Raw genomic sequence first — 21,308 nt, forward strand, 5'->3', positions numbered from 1 at the left:
GTTATTCTATGGAGTGATTGATAGAAATTATGGAGGCCTATATGAAAAAAGCTTTTGGTTTTTTTATTATACTGCTATCATTACCCACATTATGGTGGATTAGCACAAATATTCGGACAGAGATTCAAACAGCTCTAGCACATGAGGAGCAAATTGCCCATGCTATTCATTTACCTGAAGTACAAACACAGCTCCCTGTGACGCTTATCGATCAGCATGGACAAACATTTAGTGAAGAATATGTCGAATGGCGGCAGCCACTTACATTACAGGAAATTCCAAAGATTGCCCAAGAAATATTTATTGCTAGTGAGGATGTTGACTTTTTTGAGCATGTTGGCTTTGATTTAAGTGCGATTATTCGTGCAGTTGTAGCCAATTCCAATACAAATACAGCCTCTCAGGGTGGTAGCACCATCACCCAGCAACTTGTGCGGATGCGTTATTTATCAGAGGAAAAAACATATGAACGAAAACTAACAGAGCTTTTTTATGCCTATGAATTAGAAAAAGAGTTTGATAAAGAAGCTATTTTAACAATGTATTTGAATGAAGCTTATTTTAGCAATCAGGTATATGGTATCGGCGGAGCAGCTACCTATTATTTTCAAAGGCCTCTCCAAGAATTATCCCCTGCTGAAATTGCTTTTATCGCTGCTATTCCAAACAATCCATCTCTTTATAATCCATTAAAAAATTTCGATCAGACGAAGGCAAGGCAGGAACGTTTATTGGATACATTGGTGACAAATAACTTTATCACCAAGGAAGCTGCACAAGCATATAAGGCAGAACCCATTACTTTAACGATTAAAGATAAAATTCAAAACCATCCGATGTACAGTACCTATGTTTTACAAGAGCTTAAATGGTTAGTAGCAGAAAAGGAAGGTTATACAGATCGTCTTAACCATACAAATAATGAAGAAGATAAGAAAAAGATTAAAACACAATTAGATAATCGGCTTCATACATTATTTCAAAATGGACTCATTATTCATACAGCACTTGATCCAGCTAAACAGATGCATGATGAAAACAAGATGACAGCTATTCTAGGTACAGGGCAACTGCAGGCAGCAGGTGCTGTTATTGATAATCAAACACGAGAGGTTGTTAGTCTCTATGCGGGGAAAAACTATGAAAAATTTGATTACCATCGTGCCTTTCAAGGGACACGACAGCCAGGATCAGCCTTTAAGCCACTCGCTGTCTATGCACCCTTTTTTGAAACAACAACCCACACGCCCGATTCTATTGTGAATGGCGGTAATTATTGTATCGGCTCGTTTTGTCCGCAAAACTATGGGGGCTATGTATATGGGAATGTATCTATACGCACAGCCTTTCGTCATAGCTACAATACCTCAGCATTACGACTATTCCAAATGGTTGGTGTTGATACAGCCTTTCATTATTTAGATCGCTTCCACTTCCGTTCTGTAGTGGATGCAGACCGTAATTATGCTGCATCATTGGGTGGGCTAACATATGGCGTAACAGCCTTAGAGCTAGCTGATGCTTATACAAGCTTTATTGATGGGTCCTACGCGTTTGCACATAGTATTCGCAAAGTAACAGCACTAGATGGGTCAACACTTTATAGCTGGGATACAGAGCCTGAGCAAATTTGGTCATCTAAAACAGTCAAATATATGCGGGAGCTTCTGACAGATGTTGTGGCAAACGGAACAGGGCAAGGTGTTTATAGCTCTAGTAGCTACATTGGGGCAAAAACAGGTACAACGAATGACTATCGTGATTACTGGCTTGCTGGTCTCAATGATCGCTATACAGCAGCAGTATGGCTAGGCTACGATAAACCACAGTCCATGCAGCAGCTAGAAGCCTATAAAATTCATCATCAATTATTTAATGTTTTATTAGAATAGCATATGACATAATAAAAGGGACTGTTGGATAGGAAAAATCCTATCCAACAGTCCCAATTTCCATGGTAAAAATGGGTGGACCTATATCTGTATCTCTCGCTACGCTTTCGGTACCATAAATATTACTTCTGTGATGATGCTATGGAGTATCACAAAATGACTTTTCAGACAACTTCTCTTGCTATTATGTATCTAGTTTGCAAATGGTAAGCTTGCCAAAATACCGTTATATAGTTTTAAGATGACATAAACCACTAATGTTAATAGGATTGTCCACATAAACAGCTCAAAAACTAACAAGCCGATTGTGCTGCCCATCGGCATAAAATGGCTCATTTTATAAATTAAATAAATAAAGTAGGCAAATATCGTTATGACAAAGATACCGATGAGCACATAAATAAATTGAATGGCAAAGGCGGAACACATCGCACCAATAAATAATATAATAAAGCCGCCTCGCGCCTGGTTTACGGTTACCCCATCATTATCTTTCGAAAAAAAGAGCATCCCTAGCTCATGGATTGTCTCCCCTACTAGTTTAAGCGCTGAAAATACCATAAAAAAAACAATAGCAAAAACAATCAATAAAAATACACGTAATTCAAAATCAGATAAAAATTCTCGCATGCCTGAGTAAACACCGATTGCTTGAAAAATTTGTAAAGATTGCCCCACAGCATACATACCAAACGTTAAACTAAATAATAAAATTGTAATTAATGGTAAATAACCATAGATATATGGATTCCTCATAAAAAAATTTTTTCCTCTATTTTTCTTAATAACTTCCTATTTATAATATAGCCAAAACTCTTCCACTACTGCAAGCTAAATCCTATTTGTACATATGCATTCATAATAAAAGTACGCTATAATTGGTGTACTTACTTGCATAAAGGAGGATTTTTTTGTTACAAGTACTTTATATTTTCATGCCAATAGTAGCGGCTATATTTGTGCCACTTTTCTATAAACGCATGAAACATATTCACACAGGTTGGTTTGTTCTTGCTGTACCTGCTACACTTGCAATCATTTATGCAACCTATATTGCTCAAGTAGCGAAAGGAGAAGCGTTTACTGCAGAGCTGCCGTGGATTCCATCACTTGATATTTCGGTTATCTCTTATTTAGATGGACTTAGCTTATTATTCTCGCTGCTAATTACTGGCATCGGCTCCTTAGTTGTACTTTACTCTATTTTTTACTTAGACAAGCATAAAGAAAAATTACATAACTTTTATGTTTACTTACTGTTGTTTATGTCTGCAATGTTGGGTGTTGTACAGTCAGATCATTTAATTACACTCTATTTCTTTTGGGAGCTCACATCTATTTCATCATTTTTACTGATTGGGTATTGGTATACACGAGATGCCTCACGCTTTGGGGCATTGAAATCAATGTTGATTACAGTTGGTGGCGGCTTAATGATGCTAGGAGGGTTTGTTCTTCTTTATTTAATGGGTGGAACTTTTTCCATTCGTGAGCTGATTGCGATGGCGCCTAATTTAGCAGAGCACCCTTTGTTTACATGGTCATTACTATTATTACTGTTAGGTGCATTTACAAAATCCGCACAATTTCCATTTTACATTTGGCTACCAGATGCAATGGAAGCGCCAACACCCGTGAGTGCCTACCTTCACTCTGCAACAATGGTGAAAGCAGGTATTTATTTAGTTGCGCGCTTTACACCTATTTTTGCTGCATCTGAGCTTTGGGTATGGCTAGTAACAGGCGTCGGTATTTTGACACTCTTCTGGGGTTCCTTCTTTGCCGTAAAGCAAACAGACTTAAAAGGAATTCTGGCGTTTTCTACCGTCAGCCAGCTTGGGCTTATTATGTCATTGCTTGGAGCAAGCGCTGTTGCTTTTCATAGTAATGGCTCTATCGATACGATTAAATATGCGGCCTTTGCTGCTATTTTCCATCTTATCAACCATGCAACATTTAAAGGTAGCCTCTTTATGATTGCAGGGATTATAGATCACGAAACAGGTACGCGTGATATTCGAAAGCTAGGTGGCTTAATGAGTATTATGCCGATTAGCTTTACTGTGGCCACAATTGGAAGCCTATCAATGGCTGGTCTTCCGCCATTTAACGGCTTTTTAAGTAAGGAAATGTTTTTAACAGCTATGCTGGCACTGCAAAATTTTGAATTTTTCGGCTTCGATACATGGGGCGCACTTTTCCCAATTATCGCTTGGATTGCTAGCATTTTTACCTTTATTTATAGCTTTTATTTTGTTGCTAGAACATTTATGGGCAATTACAAACCAGAACAATTGCCACATCAGCCACATGAGGCACCGATTGGTATGCTTATTTCACCAATACTTTTAGCAACATGCGTAATTGCCATATTCTTTGTTCCAAACTTTATTGGTGATACCTTTGTAAAACCAGCTGTTCAAGCAATCCAACCATTTTTATATACAACTCCACAAGATGTCGATATTCATGTATCGGCTTGGCATGGACATATTACGCCTGAGCTATTAATGACAATTGGTATTATTATTGTCGGTGTTTTATTATTTGTCACTTTACCAAAATGGCAGGGACTGTATCAACGCTTCCCACAAGCATTCACATTGAACAATGCTTATAACAAAATGATGCAGGGATTAGATGTTGGCTTAAATCGTCTATCACAGCGCTATATGACAGAGTCTATGCGCCATTATTTACTCTATATGTTTAGTGGGATTACGGTTATTGTAATCAGCTCTCTTTTTCTTAAAGATGCCTTTCGTATTGCTTGGCAGGGCACATCACCTATTCGACCATATGAGCTTATCCTAGCGGTGGTTCTAGTGATTGGCACAGCCATTGTTATTTTGGCAAAATCACGACTAACAGCCATTATTGGGCTAGGTGCTGTCGGTTACACAGTCGCTTTATTCTTTGTTATTTTTAATGCACCTGATTTAGCCCTTACACAGCTTGTTATCGAAACGATTTCTGTAGCCTTATTTTTAATGGCATTTTACCACTTACCGAAGCTTGGCAAACGAGAAGAACGTATGAAATTCCAATTAAATCGTGCTATTATCTCAATTGCTGTCGGTATTATGGTGACACTGGTTGCGCTGTCTGCTCATTCTCAAAAGCTTATTCCATCCATCTCTAAATATTATGAGGAAACTGTTTATTCTTTAGCAGGTGGAGGCAATATTGTAAACGTGATTTTAGTAGACTACCGTGGCTTTGATACATTATTTGAAATTACGGTGCTAGGCATTGCTGGAATGGGTATTTTAGCCATGATTAAATTACGTATGAATCGAAAGGAGAAAATACATGAAAACAAATGATGTGATCATCCAATTTACCGCTAAAATTGTATTCTTTATTATTTTCTTCTTCTCCATTCATATTTTTCTGGCGGGTCACTACACACCAGGAGGCGGCTTTGTGGGGGGACTATTAACATCAAGCGCCATTGTACTTTTAATTATAACGTTTGATATTAATACAGTTCGTCATATTTTACCGATCAATTACACGTATTTTACAGCGGGAGGCTTACTGCTAGCTCTTGCGACAGCAGCATTTCCGATGTTTGTAGGCAAGCCATTTTTTACACATTTCTTTGATTATTTTGATTTACCATTGCTAGGCAAGCAGTCACTCCATACGGCTATGCTGTTTGATACTGGCGTCTATTTGGTTGTTGTTGGCGTTACGATGACCATTATTCAAACGATTGGGGAGGATGAATAATGGAAATAATTATGGCCTTTGTCATTGGCTTTCTCTTTATGGCAGCTGTCTATTTAATGCTGTCAAAAAGTTTATTACGCATTATTATTGGTACAGGCTTGTTAAGCCATGGAGCACATTTGCTTATTTTAACGATGGGCGGCCTTGGTGGAGAGGCTCCTCCTGTTTTAAGTGAGAGCGCTAAAACATTCGCTGACCCCTTACCACAGGCACTTATTTTAACGGCGATTGTGATTAGCTTTGGGGTAACAGCATTTTTCCTTGTCCTTGCTTATCGTTCCTATCAAGAGCTAAAAACAGATGATATTAGCCTAATGAGAGGAAGTGACGAGGATGAATAACTTCCTTCTACTGCCTATTATCATCCCATTTTTCTTTGGGATTATTTTAATGCTTGGCAGAAAGAATTTAACCTATCAACGTGGATTTGCCTTACTAGGCGTGGGACTTGCCCTTATTTCAGCCATTACGCTTCTTTTCAAAGTAAAGTATGATGGCATCCAAAAGGTAACATTTGGCGATTGGCCTGTACCTTATGGGATTACAATGGTTTCTGATATGATATCTGCCTTGCTCGTTACAACAACATTGCTAATTACCCTTTTTGTTGTATGGTATGGCTTTGGCTCCATTACGAAGGAACGGGAACACTTTTTTTATTATCCTGGTATTATGTTTATTTTAACAGGGGTCAATGGAGCATTTACAACAGGTGATATTTTTAACCTCTTTGTGTTCTTTGAGGTATTATTAATGGCCTCCTATTTGCTCATTGTACTAGGTGGAGAAAAGGGTCAGCTCAAAGGGTCGATTAAATATATTTTAATTAATGTCATTTCATCTGCCCTGTTCGTTATTACAGTTGCCTTTTTATATTCTGTAGTTGGCACATTAAATATGGCGGATATTGCCGTTAAAATAGCGGATATCCAGCAGCCAGGCATTATTACGGTCATCGCTGTCCTCTTTTTAATGGTCTTTGGCTTAAAAGCAGCGATTTTCCCATTATATTTCTGGCTACCAACTTCTTATGCAGCAGCTCCGATTCCTGTGCTAACCTTATTCGGTGCACTGCTAACGAAGGTCGGGGTATACGCGATTACCCGCACCTATACCTTGTTTTTTGTCCATGATTTATCATATACGCATCATTTACTGTTGGTGCTAGCTATAGCCACAATTATAGCTGGCTGTATTGGAGCACTCGCCTATTTTGATGTCAAGCTTATTATTATCTACAATATTGTTATTGCAGTAGGTGTTATTTTATTTGGGATTGCTCAAATGAATGAGGTTGCCTTAAAGGGAGCAATGTTTTATTTTATTCACGATATGTTAATTAAGGCAGCACTCTTTATGCTAATCGGAATTATTATCTATATTACAGGTACATCCGATTTGCGTAAGATGGGCGGTCTTATTAAGAAATATCCTGTTCTTGGCTGGAGCTATTTAATTGCAGCATTTGGCTTAGCAGGTATTCCACCGCTTAGTGGCTTTGTCGGCAAGCTATTAATTGTCCAAGGTGGCTTTGAGGCTGGTAGCATGTGGGGCAGTATTTTTATCTTAGCCTCCTCACTGCTTGTTTTATTGTCAGTGATTCGTATTTTTATCTATGCCTTTTGGGGTGAAGAAAAAGAAACAAACGGTATTGTCGATCAAAAGGTTTATAAAATGCTATTTATACCTACTGCCCTGTTAGTATGTATCACCGTGGCATATGGTGTTGGCTCCGAATGGATTACACCATTTATGGATGACGCCGCAAAATTATTAAATGATCCATCTATTTATATAGATGCTGTGATGAAGGGGGATTAAAACGGTGGCATTTCAAATCATTTTAAACTTTGTACTTGCCTTTGTATGGATGTTCCTATCTTCTAATTACACAGCAGCAGGCTTTATTATTGGGTTTCTACTAGGTATTATTTTACTGATGATGATGCGACGCTTTTTCACTTCACGCCTTTATATTTACCGTATATGGGCCCTTATTAAACTAACCTTGCTATTCTTTAAGGAATTAATATTAGCCAATGTTCAAGTTCTTCGAGTTGTTTTAAAGCCCGAGCTAGATATGCAGCCCGCCTTTTTTGCCTATCCTACTGTTTTAAAGCAGGACTGGGAAATCACGCTATTATCCAGCTTAATTACGTTAACACCAGGAACAGTGGTCGTGCATGTATCTGATGATGCTAAAACGTTGTATATCCATGCGATTGATATTAGTGATGTAGATGAGGCGATTGCTGCGATTCACGATTCATTTGAGAAAGCTATTTTGGAGGTGAGTAAATCATGACAATCTTTATTATCGCTGTCATTGTAGTGATTTGCTTATCAATGATTGGGGTTATTTATCGTATGATTAAAGGTCCTGCTGCATCCGACCGTGTTGTTGCACTGGACTCACTGGGGGTATCACTGATTTCACTTATCGGGCTGTTTTCGATATTAGTGGAAACAAGCTTTTTCCTTGAAATTATTTTATTGCTAGCAATCTTATCGTTTATCGGTACAGTGGCTTTCTCTAAATTTATAGAGAAAGGAGATATCTTAAAACGTGACAATTCTCGCTAATAGTTTAGTTATCTTTTTTATTACGGTTGGGGTACTCTTTATTGTAGTCACTGCTATTGGGCTTATTCGTTTACCTGATTTGTATACACGTGCCCATGCTGCCTCTAAAAGTGCAACGCTTGGAGTGATGTGTGTATTGATCGGTGTATTCTTTCACTTTTGGCTAATTGAAGGTCACTTTAATCCGCGTATTTTACTAGGGATATTATTCTTATTTATTACAGGCCCTGTTGGCGGACATATTATGACGCGCTCCTCCTACATCGCTGGTGTCAAACCCTGGAAAGGAACTGTACGTGACGAGCTAGGTCCTGAAATTGAAAGAATGAAGAAGGAACAAAATATTAAATAATCCATAAGAAAGCTGCCTGATCTCTATGTATCGGGCAGCTTTTGCTTTGCTTAAATATAGCCTTTATCTGTTAAAATCTGTGTAAGTTGTTGAGCACATTCTTCAATGGAATATTGTTCTGTATCTAAGGTGATTTCTGGATTTTCTGGCTCCTCATAGGGCGCGCTAATACCTGTAAAGTTAGGAATTTCTGCATTTCTTGCTTTTTTATATAATCCCTTTGGGTCTCTTTGCTCACAAGTTTCCACGGAACATTTTACATAAACCTCAATAAATTCACCATCTGCTACAAGCTCACGCACAACTTGACGGTCCTCACGATAAGGAGAAATAAACGCTGTTAAAACAATTTGACCGCTTTCCACAAACAGCTTTGCAACCTCTCCGATACGGCGGATATTCTCCTTTCGCCCTATCTCATCAAAGCCTAAATCCTTATTTAAGCCATGACGCACATTATCACCGTCTAATACAAATGCTTGATTGCCACTTTCAAATAATTGACGAGCAAATGCATTGGCTACAGATGATTTTCCTGAGGCAGATAAGCCCGTAAACCATAAAATAAAGCTTTGATGTTTATTTTTTGAACGGCGCTCCTTTTTTGTAACGGACGCTTCATGCCAAACTATATTTGAACTCATTTTACTGCCTCCTTACGCATACCCTTAATTAATATATCTACTACTTCCTTACGACTAAAGGTAGTTGGTGGTACTTCACCATTGCGTAGCATTTCACGTACTTTTGTACCTGATAAGATGACATGTGCAGTGCTATCATGTGGACAAGTTTTTGTTGTAGCCATCCCTTCACATTTTTTGCAGTAGAAGCTATGCTCAAACTTTAATGGCACAATGCCCAACTCATCCTCTGTAAATTGTTCAAAGATTTTTTGCGCATCATATGTGCCGTAGTAATCACCAACACCTGCATGGTCACGACCAACGATAAAATGCGTACAGCCATAATTTTTTCGAACAAGTGCATGGAAAATAGCTTCCTTTGGTCCCGCATAACGCATAGCTGCTGGGAATACCCCTAATTGCACACGGTTTTCAGGATAATAGTTTTGCAGTAACACCTCATAGCTTTCCATACGAATAGCTGCAGAAACATCATCTGACTTTGTTTCACCAACAAGTGGATTTAAGAATAAGCCATCAATGGTTTCAAGGGCCGCCTTTTGAATATATTCGTGTGCGCGATGCACTGGATTACGTGTTTGGAAGCCAACAATTGTTTTCCAGCCTTTTTCTGCGAACAATTGACGTGTTTCAACTGGATCAAATGAATAGGCAGGGAACTTTTGTTCAATGCGTTTAACCAATGTAATTTTACCACCAACATAAACAGTAGGACGTTCATATAACTTTTGAACACCAGGATGTGCTAAATCCTCTGTACCATAGACAAGCAAAGCCTCTTTTTTCTTATTTGGCTCATAAATATCCGCTACTTGAATCACACCATAAACTTCATGGTTATAAACTAATTTTACCTCGGCACCAGACTGTAACGTTGCCGCCTTCTCTTTTGTTACAGGTAATGTAATCGGAATGCTCCAAACAACACCTGATGCTAAACGACTTTGTTCAACAACTGATTCATAATCCTCTTGTGTTAAAAAGCCTTCAATTGGGCTATAGCCACCTATTGCAATTAATTCTAGATCACTCAGTGAAATCGCATCCAGCTCAATCTCCTGATGAATAGCTGTCAAATCTTTCTCAGGATTAAATGCCTGTACAAGTGATCCGCCATGTGGTTGTAAACTCATTTTAATTTCCCCCTAAATCTAGTTAAATACTATGTTTTATAATGAAAATAAGCTATGTTAAATACCTTCTCCCGCATCATAAATAGATTGCTCTTCCTCACGCATCATACGCATTAAGCTAATGACACCGAGCGTTCCAATAATAATGCTGCCAATTAGGACAATGGCATAGAGATCCTTTTCTAAAAATAACTGAACTAAAAAATAAGAAATGGCTAATGAAAAAATTGGTGAAACAATCCAAATTCGAAGTATCTTTTTCACAATATTCTTATGGAAAATTTGTGTCCCATTTTGTGCCATTCCCATACCAATAATAGATGAAGATGTTACTTGTGTAAGCGGCACTGGAAGCCCAAATATCGAGCTAATCCCCACCAGCAGTGCTCCTGTACTGGAAATTAAAATTCCTTCAGGCTTCTTAAAGCGCACAATTTTTTTACCATTTGTTTCAAGCACACGTTTTCCAAGTAATATAGCCCCTATCGCAACAAAAGCACCACCAAGCACAATACCTGTTGTTACATCCATCATACCAGCACCAACAAGCGGCCCAACTGCATTGGCAACATTGTTCATCCCTGCTGAAAAAGCTTCGAAAAATCCTGCTAATATCAGAAGAACGGTTAAAATTGGATGATCTTTTAATAAGCCCTTACCGCGTAATTTGTATAATAATCGCCCAAATACAAGTGCAATCACAAATGCTATAATCGGCACAATTACCCAAAATGACATAATAACAAGTAAGGATTTTACAAATAACACTTTGTAAGCAATCCCTACGCCCACAACAGCACCTACCGTTACTTCACTTGTGGATAACGGTATCCCTAAAAGATTAGCGAAAAACAGCGAGCTTGTAGCAGAAATTAAAATAATAATAACGACCTTCACCGTAATATACTCTGTAGGCATAATACCTGAGCTAATTGTTTTTACAACTTCTCCTCCGCCTAATACAGCACCGCTATAGACACCAATTGCGCACAATAGTAAGGCTTGCCAAGCTTTTTTTATAGCACCTGCGCCATAAGCAACCCCCATGGAAGCGGCTGCTCCACTTGCACCTATATTCATCGCAAAAAATAAGCTAATCGCTATTGCAAAATATTCAAGCATGGCATAACTCCTTTACTCATGTAATCCGCATTCTGTTTTACCAGAGCCTTGCCATCTGCCTGAACGTAAATCCTCCATCGTAAAGGCGGGCTTTGTACAATGCTCACAGCCGATACTTGGGTAACCTTGATCATGCAATGGATTATAGGGCAAATCATGCTTTGAAACATAGCGCCAAACATCCTTCCAAGTCCAGTGAATAAGTGGACATACCTTAATTGACTGAAATTTATCGTCACGATTAAGGAAATTTGTTTTTTGGCGTGTTGGCGATTGTTCACGCCGCAGGCCCGATATCCAAGCCTTTGTACCTGATAATGCTTCATATAAAGGCTTAATCTTACGAATATCACAGCATTGATTTGGATTCGACTTCCATAGCTCAGCACCATACTGAGCCGCTTGTTGTTCAAGTGTAAGTGAAGGCTTCTTCATCACAATATTTAATTGTGGATATTTTTCTTTGACACGATCAATCGTTTTGTATGTTTCTTTAAAATGAACATCAGTATCTAAAAAGACAATGGTTGCATCAGGCTTTACTTTTGAAATAAGGTCGATTAAAACAATTCCCTCAATGCCAAAGCTACATGCATAAACGATATCATCCCCATATTCCTGATAGCTCCACCGTAAAACCTCTAGTGCAGCCTTATACGTTTCGTCAACCTGAAAATCAATGGTTGGCTCTTGCCAAGTTGCGTATGTTAACATCAAATCCCCCTCATTGCGAAAAAAGGCGTTCTAACATAAGACACCGTAAAACAGGTCTTTGTTAAAACGCCTCTAGTTTAACTAGTCAGCTCATTATTTTATGATTGCTCACTATTTCATGTCACAATCGCTTTTCTTATTTAATAATATATAACACAGTACACCAAGCAGTCAACTAGGTTTTTGTTTTTTTTGAATTTTAACACTTTTTTTTCGATTATCTCTCCAAAATATAATGTATTCATATTAATGTCACTAGTGAATAGTTTTGTGTGATAGCAAAGCGGCACGTGTTTTTTAAGCAACTTCCTTCTTTTTGAGCGAGTGCCCTACTCTTTTGAGCGCTCTTATATCCTTTTTGAGCGCACCCTCCACCCTTTTGAGCGCTCTTACACCTTTTTTGAGCGAAACTCCTACTCTTTTTGCGCGACAGTAGCAATCCTACAGCATGGGCACCAATATAATTATTTTTCAAATTCCATGTTGACTAATAGGAAATCTATGTTTAATGTATTACTAAAGCGATAACACAAATAAAAAAATGCTGATCAGAGGATCTGAAGGCCATCTACCTATGATGTTAATTCATTGTAGGAGATGGCTTTTTGTATTCTTGAATTCAGAAAAGGGAGAGAAACGATATGAAAAAAAGAAACCATATTTTCCGCTCATTAGCACTGCTATCTGTATTAACATTGGGTTTAACAGGCTGCGGCACTGCTTCAGAAGAAAATGCAGATGGCCAAAAGACAGCAAAATCTGTGGAACTATTAAATGTGTCCTATGATCCGACACGTGAACTTTACGATGAGTTCAACCAAGATTTTATAAAAAAATGGAAGGATGAAACAGGTCAAGAGGTCTCGATTAAGCAATCCCATGGCGGCTCTGGCAAACAAGGTCGAGCAGTGATCGATGGTCTTGAAGCAGATGTGGTCACACTTGCACTAGCCTATGACATTGACGAAATTGCACAAGCTCGCGATCTATTAAACGAAGACTGGCAAACAGAATTTGATAATAATTCTACTCCATACACATCAACTATAGTCTTTTTAGTGCGCAAGGGTAATCCAAAAGATATTCACGATTGGGATGATTTAATAAAGGATGATGTATCAGTAATTACACCTAATCCCAAAACATCTGGTGGGGCTCGTTGGAATTACTTAGCCGCTTGGGCTTATGCTGGGAAACTATATAACAACGATGAAACGAAAATAAAGGAGTTTATGAATGCACTTTATAGCAATGTAGAGGTACTAGATTCTGGTGCTCGCGGCTCTACAACAACATTCGTGGAACGAAAAATCGGGGATGTGTTAATTGCTTGGGAAAATGAAGCCTATCTATCACTTCATGAGTTGGGCAAAGATGAATTTGAAATCATCACTCCTTCATTAAGTATTTTAGCAGAGCCACCTGTTGCTATTGTTGATAAAATCGTTGATAAAAAAGGTACACGTGAAGTTGCGGAGGCTTACTTACAGCATTTATATAGTGATACTGGTCAAGAAATTGCTGCTAAAAACTACTATCGACCACGCAACGAAGATATTTTAGCCAAGTATCAAGATCAATTCCCGCAGCTTGAGCTTGTTTCCATTGACGATTTTGGTGGCTGGTCAGAGGCACAGGCCACTCATTTTAAAGATGGCGGTACTTTTGATGAAATCTATGTACCACAATAAGGGGTGTTTTGATGAGTAATGTAAGCCTTCCTAAAAAAGCACGTAGAGTTATTCCAGGTTTTCATTTGTCACTTGGCTATACAATGCTCTATGTTAGTTTGCTAGTGTTGTTGCCACTATCAATGATTTTTATTCATACCATGTCCTTAAGTTGGACTGAATTTATTGCGATCATTACAGATCCTCGTGCTGTTGCTTCTTATAAAGTAAGCTTCGGCACAGCGCTGGTCGCTGGTATTATCAATGCTATTTTCGGCACAATTATTGCTTGGGTACTTGTACGCTATCAATTTCCCTTTAAAAGAATTATTGATGGACTAGTAGATTTGCCCTTTGCCTTACCTACTGCTGTAGCTGGTATTGCTTTGACTTCACTCTACGCGCCAAATGGCTGGATTGGTCAATTTTTTGAGTTTAAAATTGCCTTTTCGCCTCTTGGCATTATTATCGCCCTTACTTTTATTGGGCTACCATTTGTTGTTCGAACAGTACAGCCAGTTTTACAAAATATTAGCGCTGAGGTCGAGGAAGCCTCTGCTAGCCTTGGCGCAAATCGTTTGCAAACCTTTCGTAAAATCCTGTTGCCTGAACTAGCACCTGCCATTTTAACAGGCTTTTCTTTAGCCTTTGCTCGTGCATTAGGTGAATATGGCTCCGTTGTGTTCATTGCTGGAAATATGCCGATGAAAACGGAAATTACACCTTTAATTATTATGACCAAGCTTGAACAATATGATTACGCTGGTGCTACCGCCATTGCAGTAGTCATGCTTGTAACATCCTTTGTGTTATTATTCATCATTAATTTCATACAATGGCTAACCAATCGCCGTTTTGTACATTAGGAGGTATTATATGGAACAATCAATAGCTCTGTCAAAGCCTGCTGCCTTACAAGAACCTCGTATTATTCGGTATCTATTAACGTTTACTGCTTTAGCGTTTTTAGCCTTTTTTATCGTACTGCCTTTAGTATCTATTTTTGTCACGGCGTTTCAAAAGGGCGCAGAGGTGTACTTTGCAGCAATTACCCATCCAGATGCTTTAGCAGCTATTAAACTAACATTAATAGTGGTCGCTATTGCTGTACCGCTGAATGCTATTTTCGGTGTAATGGCTGCTTGGGCACTCACTAAATTTAATTTTAAAGGAAAAAATCTCTTACTTACTATTGTTGATCTACCCTTTGCGGTCTCCCCTGTTATTGCAGGTCTAGTATTTATTTTATTGTTCGGCTCTCAGGGGCTATTTGGTGATTGGCTATTCGCTCACGATATTAAAATTGTTTTTGCACTACCTGGTATTGTGCTTGCCACTATTTTTGTAACATTGCCTTTTGTTGCACGTGAATTGATACCTTTAATGCAGACACAGGGAACGTCTGAGGAAGAAGCATCCATTTCTCTTGGTGCTAGTGGTTTTAAAACATTTTGGTATGTCACATTACCAAATATTAAATGGGGATTATTCTATGGCTTGATATTATGTAATGCACGTGCCATTGGAGAATTTGGGGCTGTCTCTGTTGTATCAGGTCATATACGCGGCATGACCAATACCATGCCGCTACATATTGAAATTTTATATAATGAATATCAATTTTCAGCCGCATTTGCTGTCGCATCCTTAATGAGTGTGATGGCGATCTTGACATTAATTATAAAAGACATCATTGCCTGGAAATCAAAATCCGTTTAAAAGGGGATCGTTTATATGAGTATTCACATTCACAACATATCGAAAAAATATGGCTCTTTTCAAGCATTGGAGGATATTTCAGTTGATATTCAGTCTGGAGAGCTAGTAGCATTACTTGGTCCCTCTGGCTCAGGAAAAACTTCATTATTACGTGTTATTGCAGGTCTTGAATCCTCTGATATGGGCGAAATTTTATTCGATGGACAGTCCATGACGGATCGACATCCAAAGGAACGCAATGTGGGCTTCGTTTTTCAACATTATGCCCTTTTTCGTCATATGACCGTCTTTGATAATGTCGCTTACGGGCTAAAGGTGCGCCCACGAAAAAACAGACCCTCTAAGCAAGATATCAAAACGAAAGTAATGGAATTGCTACAACTTGTTAAACTTGAAAACTTTGCGAATCGTTATCCTACACAGCTATCAGGTGGACAACGGCAACGGGTAGCACTTGCCCGAGCGCTTGCTGTAGAGCCTAAGGTGCTTTTACTCGATGAGCCTTTTGGAGCGCTTGATGCCAAAGTGCGCAAGGAATTGCGTCGTTGGCTACGCAAGCTGCATGATGAATTTCATATTACAAGTATTTTTGTCACACATGATCAGGAGGAAGCCCTAGATGTAGCAGATCGCATTGTGGTGATGAACAACGGCAAAATCGAGCAAATTGGGAGCCCTGATGAGGTCTATACAAATCCAAAGAGTCCATTTGTCTATGATTTTTTAGGTAATGTCAATCTCTTTAAGGGACGTTTAGCGAATGGCAAACTAATGCATGGCGAATTTGCCCTTGATGTACCTAATAGCCATACGCATACAGACGATAACGCCATAGGCTATGTCCGCCCACATGATATCCATATTGAGAAAACCAATATGCCAGGTACAGTCCCTGCAAAAATCAGTCATATTCATTTACTAGGGCCGATTGTACAAATTGAGCTACGGCGTGAAGACCTTGATGAATTTTTAGAGGCTGAATTAACAAAAGAACAATTCTTTCAGCTCCAGCTTACAATTGGCGACCAAGTCTATATCAAGCCAAAGCAATTAAAGGTGTTTATTCCTGAGGATTATTCTATTTAATAAAGCTGCATGAAATCCAAGCTCTAAAATTCTTGGGGTTCATGCAGCCTATTTTCTATTAAAATAGTCGTATTTTCTTTGCTACATACAACGCCATACTGACTGTTGTTAACAATAAGAATGTAAATTTCTTCGTCATTTCTGGATCTTCTGGTAGAGGTGGCAAAAAGATAAAAATATGTGGCCATGGCAGACCTGATGTTCCCAATGTCACCACCTCAATCACCGTATAAATAAAGATAATCGCTAAGGTTAGCTCAACACTCCTCATCATAAAAAGCAAGGCAAGTCCGCCAAACAAATAAAACAACAGTAGTACAGATAAATGGGCTAATGTAATGTTATCAAAAACAGCAGCCCCTCCACCTCCCTTTATTCCGATAATTAGCAAGAGCACAATTAGCAAGAAACTATAGAGAATACCATAACGAGCAATATCATAAAAAAACCATTTGCGATAATAGGGGAACAATGTATCCTCCGCTCCATGCACTAATAGCTCGCTATAACGATACACTAGATGCCAACAGCAAAATGGCAAAAAAATACCTTGCACAATAATAAAATGATTATAATAATCTTTCTCCATTGAGGCATAAAATAAAATCCCTAGCAAAGCTACTCCCCACATGAAAAACGGCACATAAAATGCCCCTTTCATGCTTTTTTTATCAAATGCAAACAATAGCCTACTATTTTCCATTATTATCAACACCTCGTACAATCGCTAAATAGCCTTCCATTAAACGAGGAATCACCCTTGGCTGATCTAAAGCTTCCGTTGAAAAGATACGCACCTTTAAATGTTGTTCCTCTTCATTAATTTGTGTAACATCCTGTGTCATTAAGAGCTCACTTAATGCCTCTGCCTGCACATCCATATGATAGACATAACCGTCCGCTCGCTGCTTTAGCTCCTCAGGTGTACCTTCAAAACGTAGCTGTCCTTGTGTGAGGATGCCAATTTTAGTACAAAGAAATTCAATATCCTCAACAATATGAGAGGAGATAACAATCGTATGCTGTTTTCCTAGCTCTAATAATAAGTTACGAAAGCGAATTCGCTCCTCTATATCAAGCCCTGCAGTCGGCTCATCAAACAATAAAATAGATGGCTTTCTCATTAATAATTGGGCAATACCGACTCTTCTTCGCATCCCTCCTGATAGCTCATTCATTTTTTTATGTTGCTGTCCACTTAAATTTACAATCGCTAATGCCTCTTCTATTTGCTGCTGTCGCTCGCTTTTTTTCACAATCCCCTGCAAAACAGCAATATGATCAAGCACCTCATAGACTGAAATTTCAGGATAAATCATAAAATCCTGTGGTAAATAACCGATCAAGGTATTAGCAGTAATATAGCTAGCATGGCGATGGACATAGTGTTGATCATCAATTTTAATTGAACCAGCCGTCAATGTCTGCAATCCTGCTAATATTTTCATTAATGTTGTCTTACCTGCCCCATTTGGACCAATTAAGCCATAAATCCCTTCAACCGTTAATGAAACATCATCTAATATATTGCGCTTTTTAATCGTTTTTGCTAAATTCTCAATTTCCATTCTCATGCTGAAGCACCTCCCGTACAAGTTGTTCAATTTGCTGCCAGTCATTTTGCACCTGCTCAATATTACTAAACCATGCACTTAATAACCGATTTTGTAATGCTTCGTCTGCTTGCAATACCTGACTATAAACAAAATCAGCCGATTGTTGATCTGTAGCTGAGAACTCATGATAATAAAATGGGCTTGGGCGGAACAATTCAGATCCTGGTTGGTTAATTTTATGACGTGTTGCTAAAATTTGGCCTGTTAAATCCAGCCATTCCTCAGCAACCGCTGGATTGCTCAATTGCTGATTAATATGTGCAAATGCCAGCTTACTTGGCATTAAATAAGCTGTCCCATCAATGGAGTCAATAGCATAGAGAGAATCCGTTGGGTATAACAGGAAATTATCGTGCCATTGTACTGCTCCCCCTCCTGATTGAAAAACCAGCAAATCTGGCAAAGCTCGACTAGCAGGCATTAGCTTTTGAAGGTCTTGATTAACCTGCTCCATACGTGTAATCATCACCTCAAATTGCTCCTTTGTATCCACTCCATCTAATGGATAGACTACTTGATAGTGCCCAATTGTTTGCTGTTGGAACGGTGCTTTGATTACTGCTAGGCCATCTACAACGCCCTCATAAATGGTTGGCTGAATTTTAGGAATATTTAACAGTAATTTTTGCTTGCTATGCACCTGAAATTTCACTGCTGGCTCCTGAATTGGCTTAAGAATAGCTCGACTATAGCCTATAAAATCAACATACTGTACAAGCGGTTCCGCACTTCTTTTTGGATACCAGTCCACTGTAGCAGGTAATAGCCAACGATCTCGATGCACCTTAACAAAAAATTGACTCGTTAATGTATAGTCAAAAGTTAAAGCAGTTGTTGTTGGTTGAATCGTAACACTCACTGTATCTCCTTGACGTTGAAAAAATTGCTCCTTCCCATGCTCATCTACAATGCGCTGAATTGGAAAGGCATGATGAAGCTGAAAGGTCGGTGTCGTTGTTTGTACTTGCTTTAATGCAACTGTTGTCGATAATTGATTGCCTGTATCACCAATGTTAATTGTATAATTAGCAATATGATAACGTAAATCGGCTGGCGGTATAGTATAATTTTTATAATAAAGACTTTCAGCTTCTTCATCTGCATAGTTAAAGACTCTTGATTCATTACGTGTCATCTGCTCAATACTTCCTATTGTTAGCCCACCTACTAGCAATATAGCAATTACAGTAGCTATCCGCTGTTGACGGAACATGCTATAACGCAATAAGCTAATCAAAAGTAATAAGACCGACACCAATATCCAGCCAATTCCTTTCCACGCTGTTCCACTTGAATAACTATAGCCCATATATGATTGATAGACTTGGTAGAGACTCATTGTAGATAAATATGAAAAGCTACGCCAATCATCCGCCTGAATTTGTCGAAAATAGTCGATAAAAATTTCTGTATTTATCGGTCCTAGTAAAAACCAAATTATCAGTAAAATCACAAAGCTTATCTTATGTTTGCCCACTACACTAGCAATCAGCACACCAATCGCTAAACCAATCAAGGTTGGTAGCCAACAATAGAGCACAATAAATAGAGCTACTTCTAGATAAAAGTTTGACCACGGAACCGAAACAGCCCTATAAAAGCCCCATACAAGCAGTGTTTGGACAATAAAAAATATACCTTGAATACTCATATGTACAAATGCCATTGCTACTATTTTCTGCCATAATATACGGTAGGCATCTGAGAAATAACGTTCCATCCCAAAAGCACGCTCTTCGGCAAATAAGCGGTAAAAATAGACCATATAGATCATAAAAAGCATTTGCCCAGGCACAAAAAGCTCACCTAATACATTGCCATAGTCTTTTGAAGTTCCATTATATAGGACAATATACCGGACAGATAGCATCACCGTATAGACAAGTAGAGACCCCATATAAAATTTACTTGTTATTAGACGTCTGCTATAAAAAGCGACTAAATTTATCCATCGACTCATCCGCTCCATCCTTTCATCCTATACTAGTAAAGATGCATCGCAATAAACTGCGATGCATCTTTTAGCTTAATTCACCGTGACTTTAGCACTACCCGAAATTTGTGTTGTATTCGCCTGTGTATTTGCTTGTGCATAATACTGATCTCCACTTGTTGCTGTAAAAGGTGTGGATGTGGATGTTCCTGGGTTTGCAATTAAGTTTGCCTTAATCGTATCTGGCCACCAATTTTTATACACTTTAGCATAGCCCTGTACGTAAAACGCCGGACCTGATGATGTCACTGTCAAAGTACCAGATGTTCCAGTAGCTGTTACGTTACTTCCAGTTGCACTTGAACTACCTACAGATATGTATGCTGTAGATGTCCCTGCTGCATAGGCTGAGCTAGCAACGCCAAGCATGACAGCTAATGCACCACATTTAAATATCTTATTCAGCTTACCCTTTTTCTTACAAATTAGCATATTTCTCACCTCCTTTCAATGGTATTAATGTACGACTATCTAATAAAAATGTTTGTTGGACAGATTGGGAAATATCGGGCTCCATACGGTTACCTGTAATAACAAATAATAATGTATTTCCCCATTTTTTAAGAAAATCTAAAAACTGAGATCGCTCTTCAAAATCTAGTATTTTAAATGGTTCGTCATATAAAATAATGGGAATCTTCATCGTCATAGCAATATGTGTATAAAACACTAGCTTTAAAAAATGACTTAACTGATGAAAATACATTTGACCATCTAAATGGTAATCTAAACATAATCCTGAGACTACAAAGGATTTTTTTGTGAATAGTCTATATACTGTGTATAATTTAAAATCTTTCCATTTCAACCCAATATTTTCAGGAACTAAAAAGAATGCTTGTCTTCTCCCTAATACAGAGTGTCCCAGTTTAATATTTTCTTGTAAGTGTATTTCCCCTTCTGTCAATTTTTTTTGATAAAAAAGCATTTGTAGTAAATCTGTTTTCCCTATCTGATTTCGTCCAATAATATAAGATGTGCCTGGTATTTCGATCGTGACATTATATAAAATTTTTTTATACGAAACATTTTGAAAAGTAAGCATT

At 38.4% G+C, this 21,308-nt stretch carries 22 protein-coding genes; 12 read left to right on the forward strand and 10 right to left on the reverse strand.

Annotated features, from left to right (window positions below):
• The first annotated feature begins 41 nt into the window (after positions 1–41).
• The gene (locus MHB44_RS17455) at positions 42–1,892 is read left to right on the forward strand and encodes a transglycosylase domain-containing protein (protein WP_341300191.1); all 1,851 of its coding nucleotides are present in this window, start codon (positions 42–44) and stop codon (positions 1,890–1,892) included.
• A 192-nt stretch (positions 1,893–2,084) separates the two neighbouring features.
• Here MHB44_RS17455 and MHB44_RS17460 read toward each other — a convergent pair whose 3' ends face one another.
• Positions 2,085–2,648, reverse strand: a complete 564-nt coding sequence (locus MHB44_RS17460) for a DUF5366 family protein (RefSeq protein ID WP_341300192.1) — start codon at positions 2,646–2,648, stop codon at positions 2,085–2,087.
• 155 nt (positions 2,649–2,803) lie between these two features.
• Here MHB44_RS17460 and MHB44_RS17465 point away from each other — a divergent pair, with 155 nt between their 5' ends.
• Genes MHB44_RS17465 through mnhG form a run of 7 tightly spaced genes read left to right on the forward strand, consistent with a single transcriptional unit; the run spans position 2,804 to position 8,562 of the window.
• Positions 2,804–5,218, forward strand: coding sequence for a Na+/H+ antiporter subunit A (locus tag MHB44_RS17465; RefSeq protein ID WP_341300193.1), 2,415 nt, complete (start codon positions 2,804–2,806; stop codon positions 5,216–5,218).
• Positions 5,205–5,627 carry a Na(+)/H(+) antiporter subunit B gene (locus MHB44_RS17470; RefSeq protein ID WP_053994978.1) on the forward strand — a complete coding sequence of 141 codons (423 nt, stop codon included), beginning with the start codon at positions 5,205–5,207 and terminating at the stop codon, positions 5,625–5,627. Before MHB44_RS17465 ends, MHB44_RS17470 begins: the two co-directional genes overlap by 14 nt.
• Positions 5,627–5,968 carry a Na(+)/H(+) antiporter subunit C gene (locus MHB44_RS17475; RefSeq protein WP_341300194.1) on the forward strand — a complete coding sequence of 114 codons (342 nt, stop codon included), beginning with the start codon at positions 5,627–5,629 and terminating at the stop codon, positions 5,966–5,968. Before MHB44_RS17470 ends, MHB44_RS17475 begins: the two co-directional genes overlap by 1 nt.
• Entirely contained in the window at positions 5,961–7,448 is a 1,488-nt protein-coding gene (locus MHB44_RS17480) for a Na+/H+ antiporter subunit D (RefSeq protein ID WP_341300195.1), read from the forward strand. Before MHB44_RS17475 ends, MHB44_RS17480 begins: the two co-directional genes overlap by 8 nt.
• 4 nt (positions 7,449–7,452) lie before the next feature.
• Positions 7,453–7,932: a Na+/H+ antiporter subunit E gene (locus MHB44_RS17485; RefSeq protein ID WP_341300196.1), complete on the forward strand. Its 480-nt coding sequence runs from the start codon at positions 7,453–7,455 to the stop codon at positions 7,930–7,932.
• Positions 7,929–8,210 (forward strand): Na(+)/H(+) antiporter subunit F1, encoded by a 282-nt coding sequence (locus MHB44_RS17490; RefSeq protein ID WP_053994982.1) that lies wholly within the window; start codon positions 7,929–7,931, stop codon positions 8,208–8,210. The genes MHB44_RS17485 and MHB44_RS17490 overlap by 4 nt, the downstream gene beginning before the upstream one ends.
• Positions 8,194–8,562, forward strand: a complete 369-nt coding sequence (gene mnhG, locus MHB44_RS17495) for a monovalent cation/H(+) antiporter subunit G (protein WP_341300197.1) — start codon at positions 8,194–8,196, stop codon at positions 8,560–8,562. Before MHB44_RS17490 ends, mnhG begins: the two co-directional genes overlap by 17 nt.
• A 50-nt stretch (positions 8,563–8,612) precedes the next feature.
• Here mnhG and cysC read toward each other — a convergent pair whose 3' ends face one another.
• Genes cysC through MHB44_RS17515 form a run of 4 tightly spaced genes read right to left on the reverse strand, consistent with a single transcriptional unit; the run spans position 8,613 to position 12,178 of the window.
• Positions 8,613–9,206 (reverse strand): adenylyl-sulfate kinase, encoded by a 594-nt coding sequence (gene cysC / locus MHB44_RS17500; RefSeq protein WP_341300198.1) that lies wholly within the window; start codon positions 9,204–9,206, stop codon positions 8,613–8,615.
• Positions 9,203–10,342 carry a sulfate adenylyltransferase gene (gene sat / locus MHB44_RS17505; RefSeq protein WP_341300199.1) on the reverse strand — a complete coding sequence of 380 codons (1,140 nt, stop codon included), beginning with the start codon at positions 10,340–10,342 and terminating at the stop codon, positions 9,203–9,205. The genes cysC and sat overlap by 4 nt, the downstream gene beginning before the upstream one ends.
• Before the next feature lie 57 nt (positions 10,343–10,399).
• Positions 10,400–11,464: an inorganic phosphate transporter gene (locus tag MHB44_RS17510; protein WP_341300200.1), complete on the reverse strand. Its 1,065-nt coding sequence runs from the start codon at positions 11,462–11,464 to the stop codon at positions 10,400–10,402.
• Between the two features lie 12 nt (positions 11,465–11,476).
• Positions 11,477–12,178, reverse strand: coding sequence for a phosphoadenylyl-sulfate reductase (locus MHB44_RS17515; protein WP_341300201.1), 702 nt, complete (start codon positions 12,176–12,178; stop codon positions 11,477–11,479).
• A gap of 641 nt (positions 12,179–12,819) precedes the next feature.
• Here MHB44_RS17515 and MHB44_RS17520 point away from each other — a divergent pair.
• From MHB44_RS17520 to MHB44_RS17535, 4 genes are read left to right on the forward strand one after another with little or no spacing between them, the layout of a single operon-like run.
• Positions 12,820–13,869, forward strand: a complete 1,050-nt coding sequence (locus MHB44_RS17520) for a sulfate ABC transporter substrate-binding protein (protein WP_341300202.1) — start codon at positions 12,820–12,822, stop codon at positions 13,867–13,869.
• Between the two features lie 11 nt (positions 13,870–13,880).
• Positions 13,881–14,714, forward strand: a complete 834-nt coding sequence (gene cysT, locus MHB44_RS17525; protein WP_341300203.1) for a sulfate ABC transporter permease subunit CysT — start codon at positions 13,881–13,883, stop codon at positions 14,712–14,714.
• 10 nt (positions 14,715–14,724) lie between these two features.
• Complete coding sequence (cysW, locus tag MHB44_RS17530; protein WP_341300204.1) at positions 14,725–15,567, forward strand: sulfate ABC transporter permease subunit CysW; 843 nt, start codon at positions 14,725–14,727, stop codon at positions 15,565–15,567.
• Between the two features lie 15 nt (positions 15,568–15,582).
• Positions 15,583–16,653, forward strand: coding sequence for a sulfate/molybdate ABC transporter ATP-binding protein (locus MHB44_RS17535; RefSeq protein WP_341300205.1), 1,071 nt, complete (start codon positions 15,583–15,585; stop codon positions 16,651–16,653).
• A 58-nt stretch (positions 16,654–16,711) separates the two neighbouring features.
• On the opposite strand, the gene MHB44_RS17540 is transcribed toward MHB44_RS17535, so the two are convergent.
• The 5 genes from MHB44_RS17540 to MHB44_RS17560 form a co-directional block, all read right to left on the reverse strand.
• Complete coding sequence (locus MHB44_RS17540) at positions 16,712–17,356, reverse strand: hypothetical protein (RefSeq protein WP_341300206.1); 645 nt, start codon at positions 17,354–17,356, stop codon at positions 16,712–16,714.
• Entirely contained in the window at positions 17,346–18,227 is an 882-nt protein-coding gene (locus tag MHB44_RS17545; RefSeq protein WP_053994993.1) for an ATP-binding cassette domain-containing protein, read from the reverse strand. The genes MHB44_RS17540 and MHB44_RS17545 overlap by 11 nt, the downstream gene beginning before the upstream one ends.
• Entirely contained in the window at positions 18,211–20,229 is a 2,019-nt protein-coding gene (locus MHB44_RS17550; protein WP_053994994.1) for an ABC transporter permease, read from the reverse strand. Before MHB44_RS17550 ends, MHB44_RS17545 begins: the two co-directional genes overlap by 17 nt.
• A gap of 66 nt (positions 20,230–20,295) precedes the next feature.
• The gene (locus tag MHB44_RS17555; RefSeq protein WP_341300207.1) at positions 20,296–20,694 is read right to left on the reverse strand and encodes a hypothetical protein; all 399 of its coding nucleotides are present in this window, start codon (positions 20,692–20,694) and stop codon (positions 20,296–20,298) included.
• Positions 20,681–21,307: a hypothetical protein gene (locus tag MHB44_RS17560; protein ID WP_341300208.1), complete on the reverse strand. Its 627-nt coding sequence runs from the start codon at positions 21,305–21,307 to the stop codon at positions 20,681–20,683. Before MHB44_RS17560 ends, MHB44_RS17555 begins: the two co-directional genes overlap by 14 nt.
• Between the last annotated feature and the right edge of the window lies 1 nt (position 21,308).

It is taken from the genome of Lysinibacillus sp. FSL H8-0500 (genome assembly GCF_038051955.1).
Taxonomy (GTDB): domain Bacteria; phylum Bacillota; class Bacilli; order Bacillales_A; family Planococcaceae; genus Lysinibacillus; species Lysinibacillus macroides.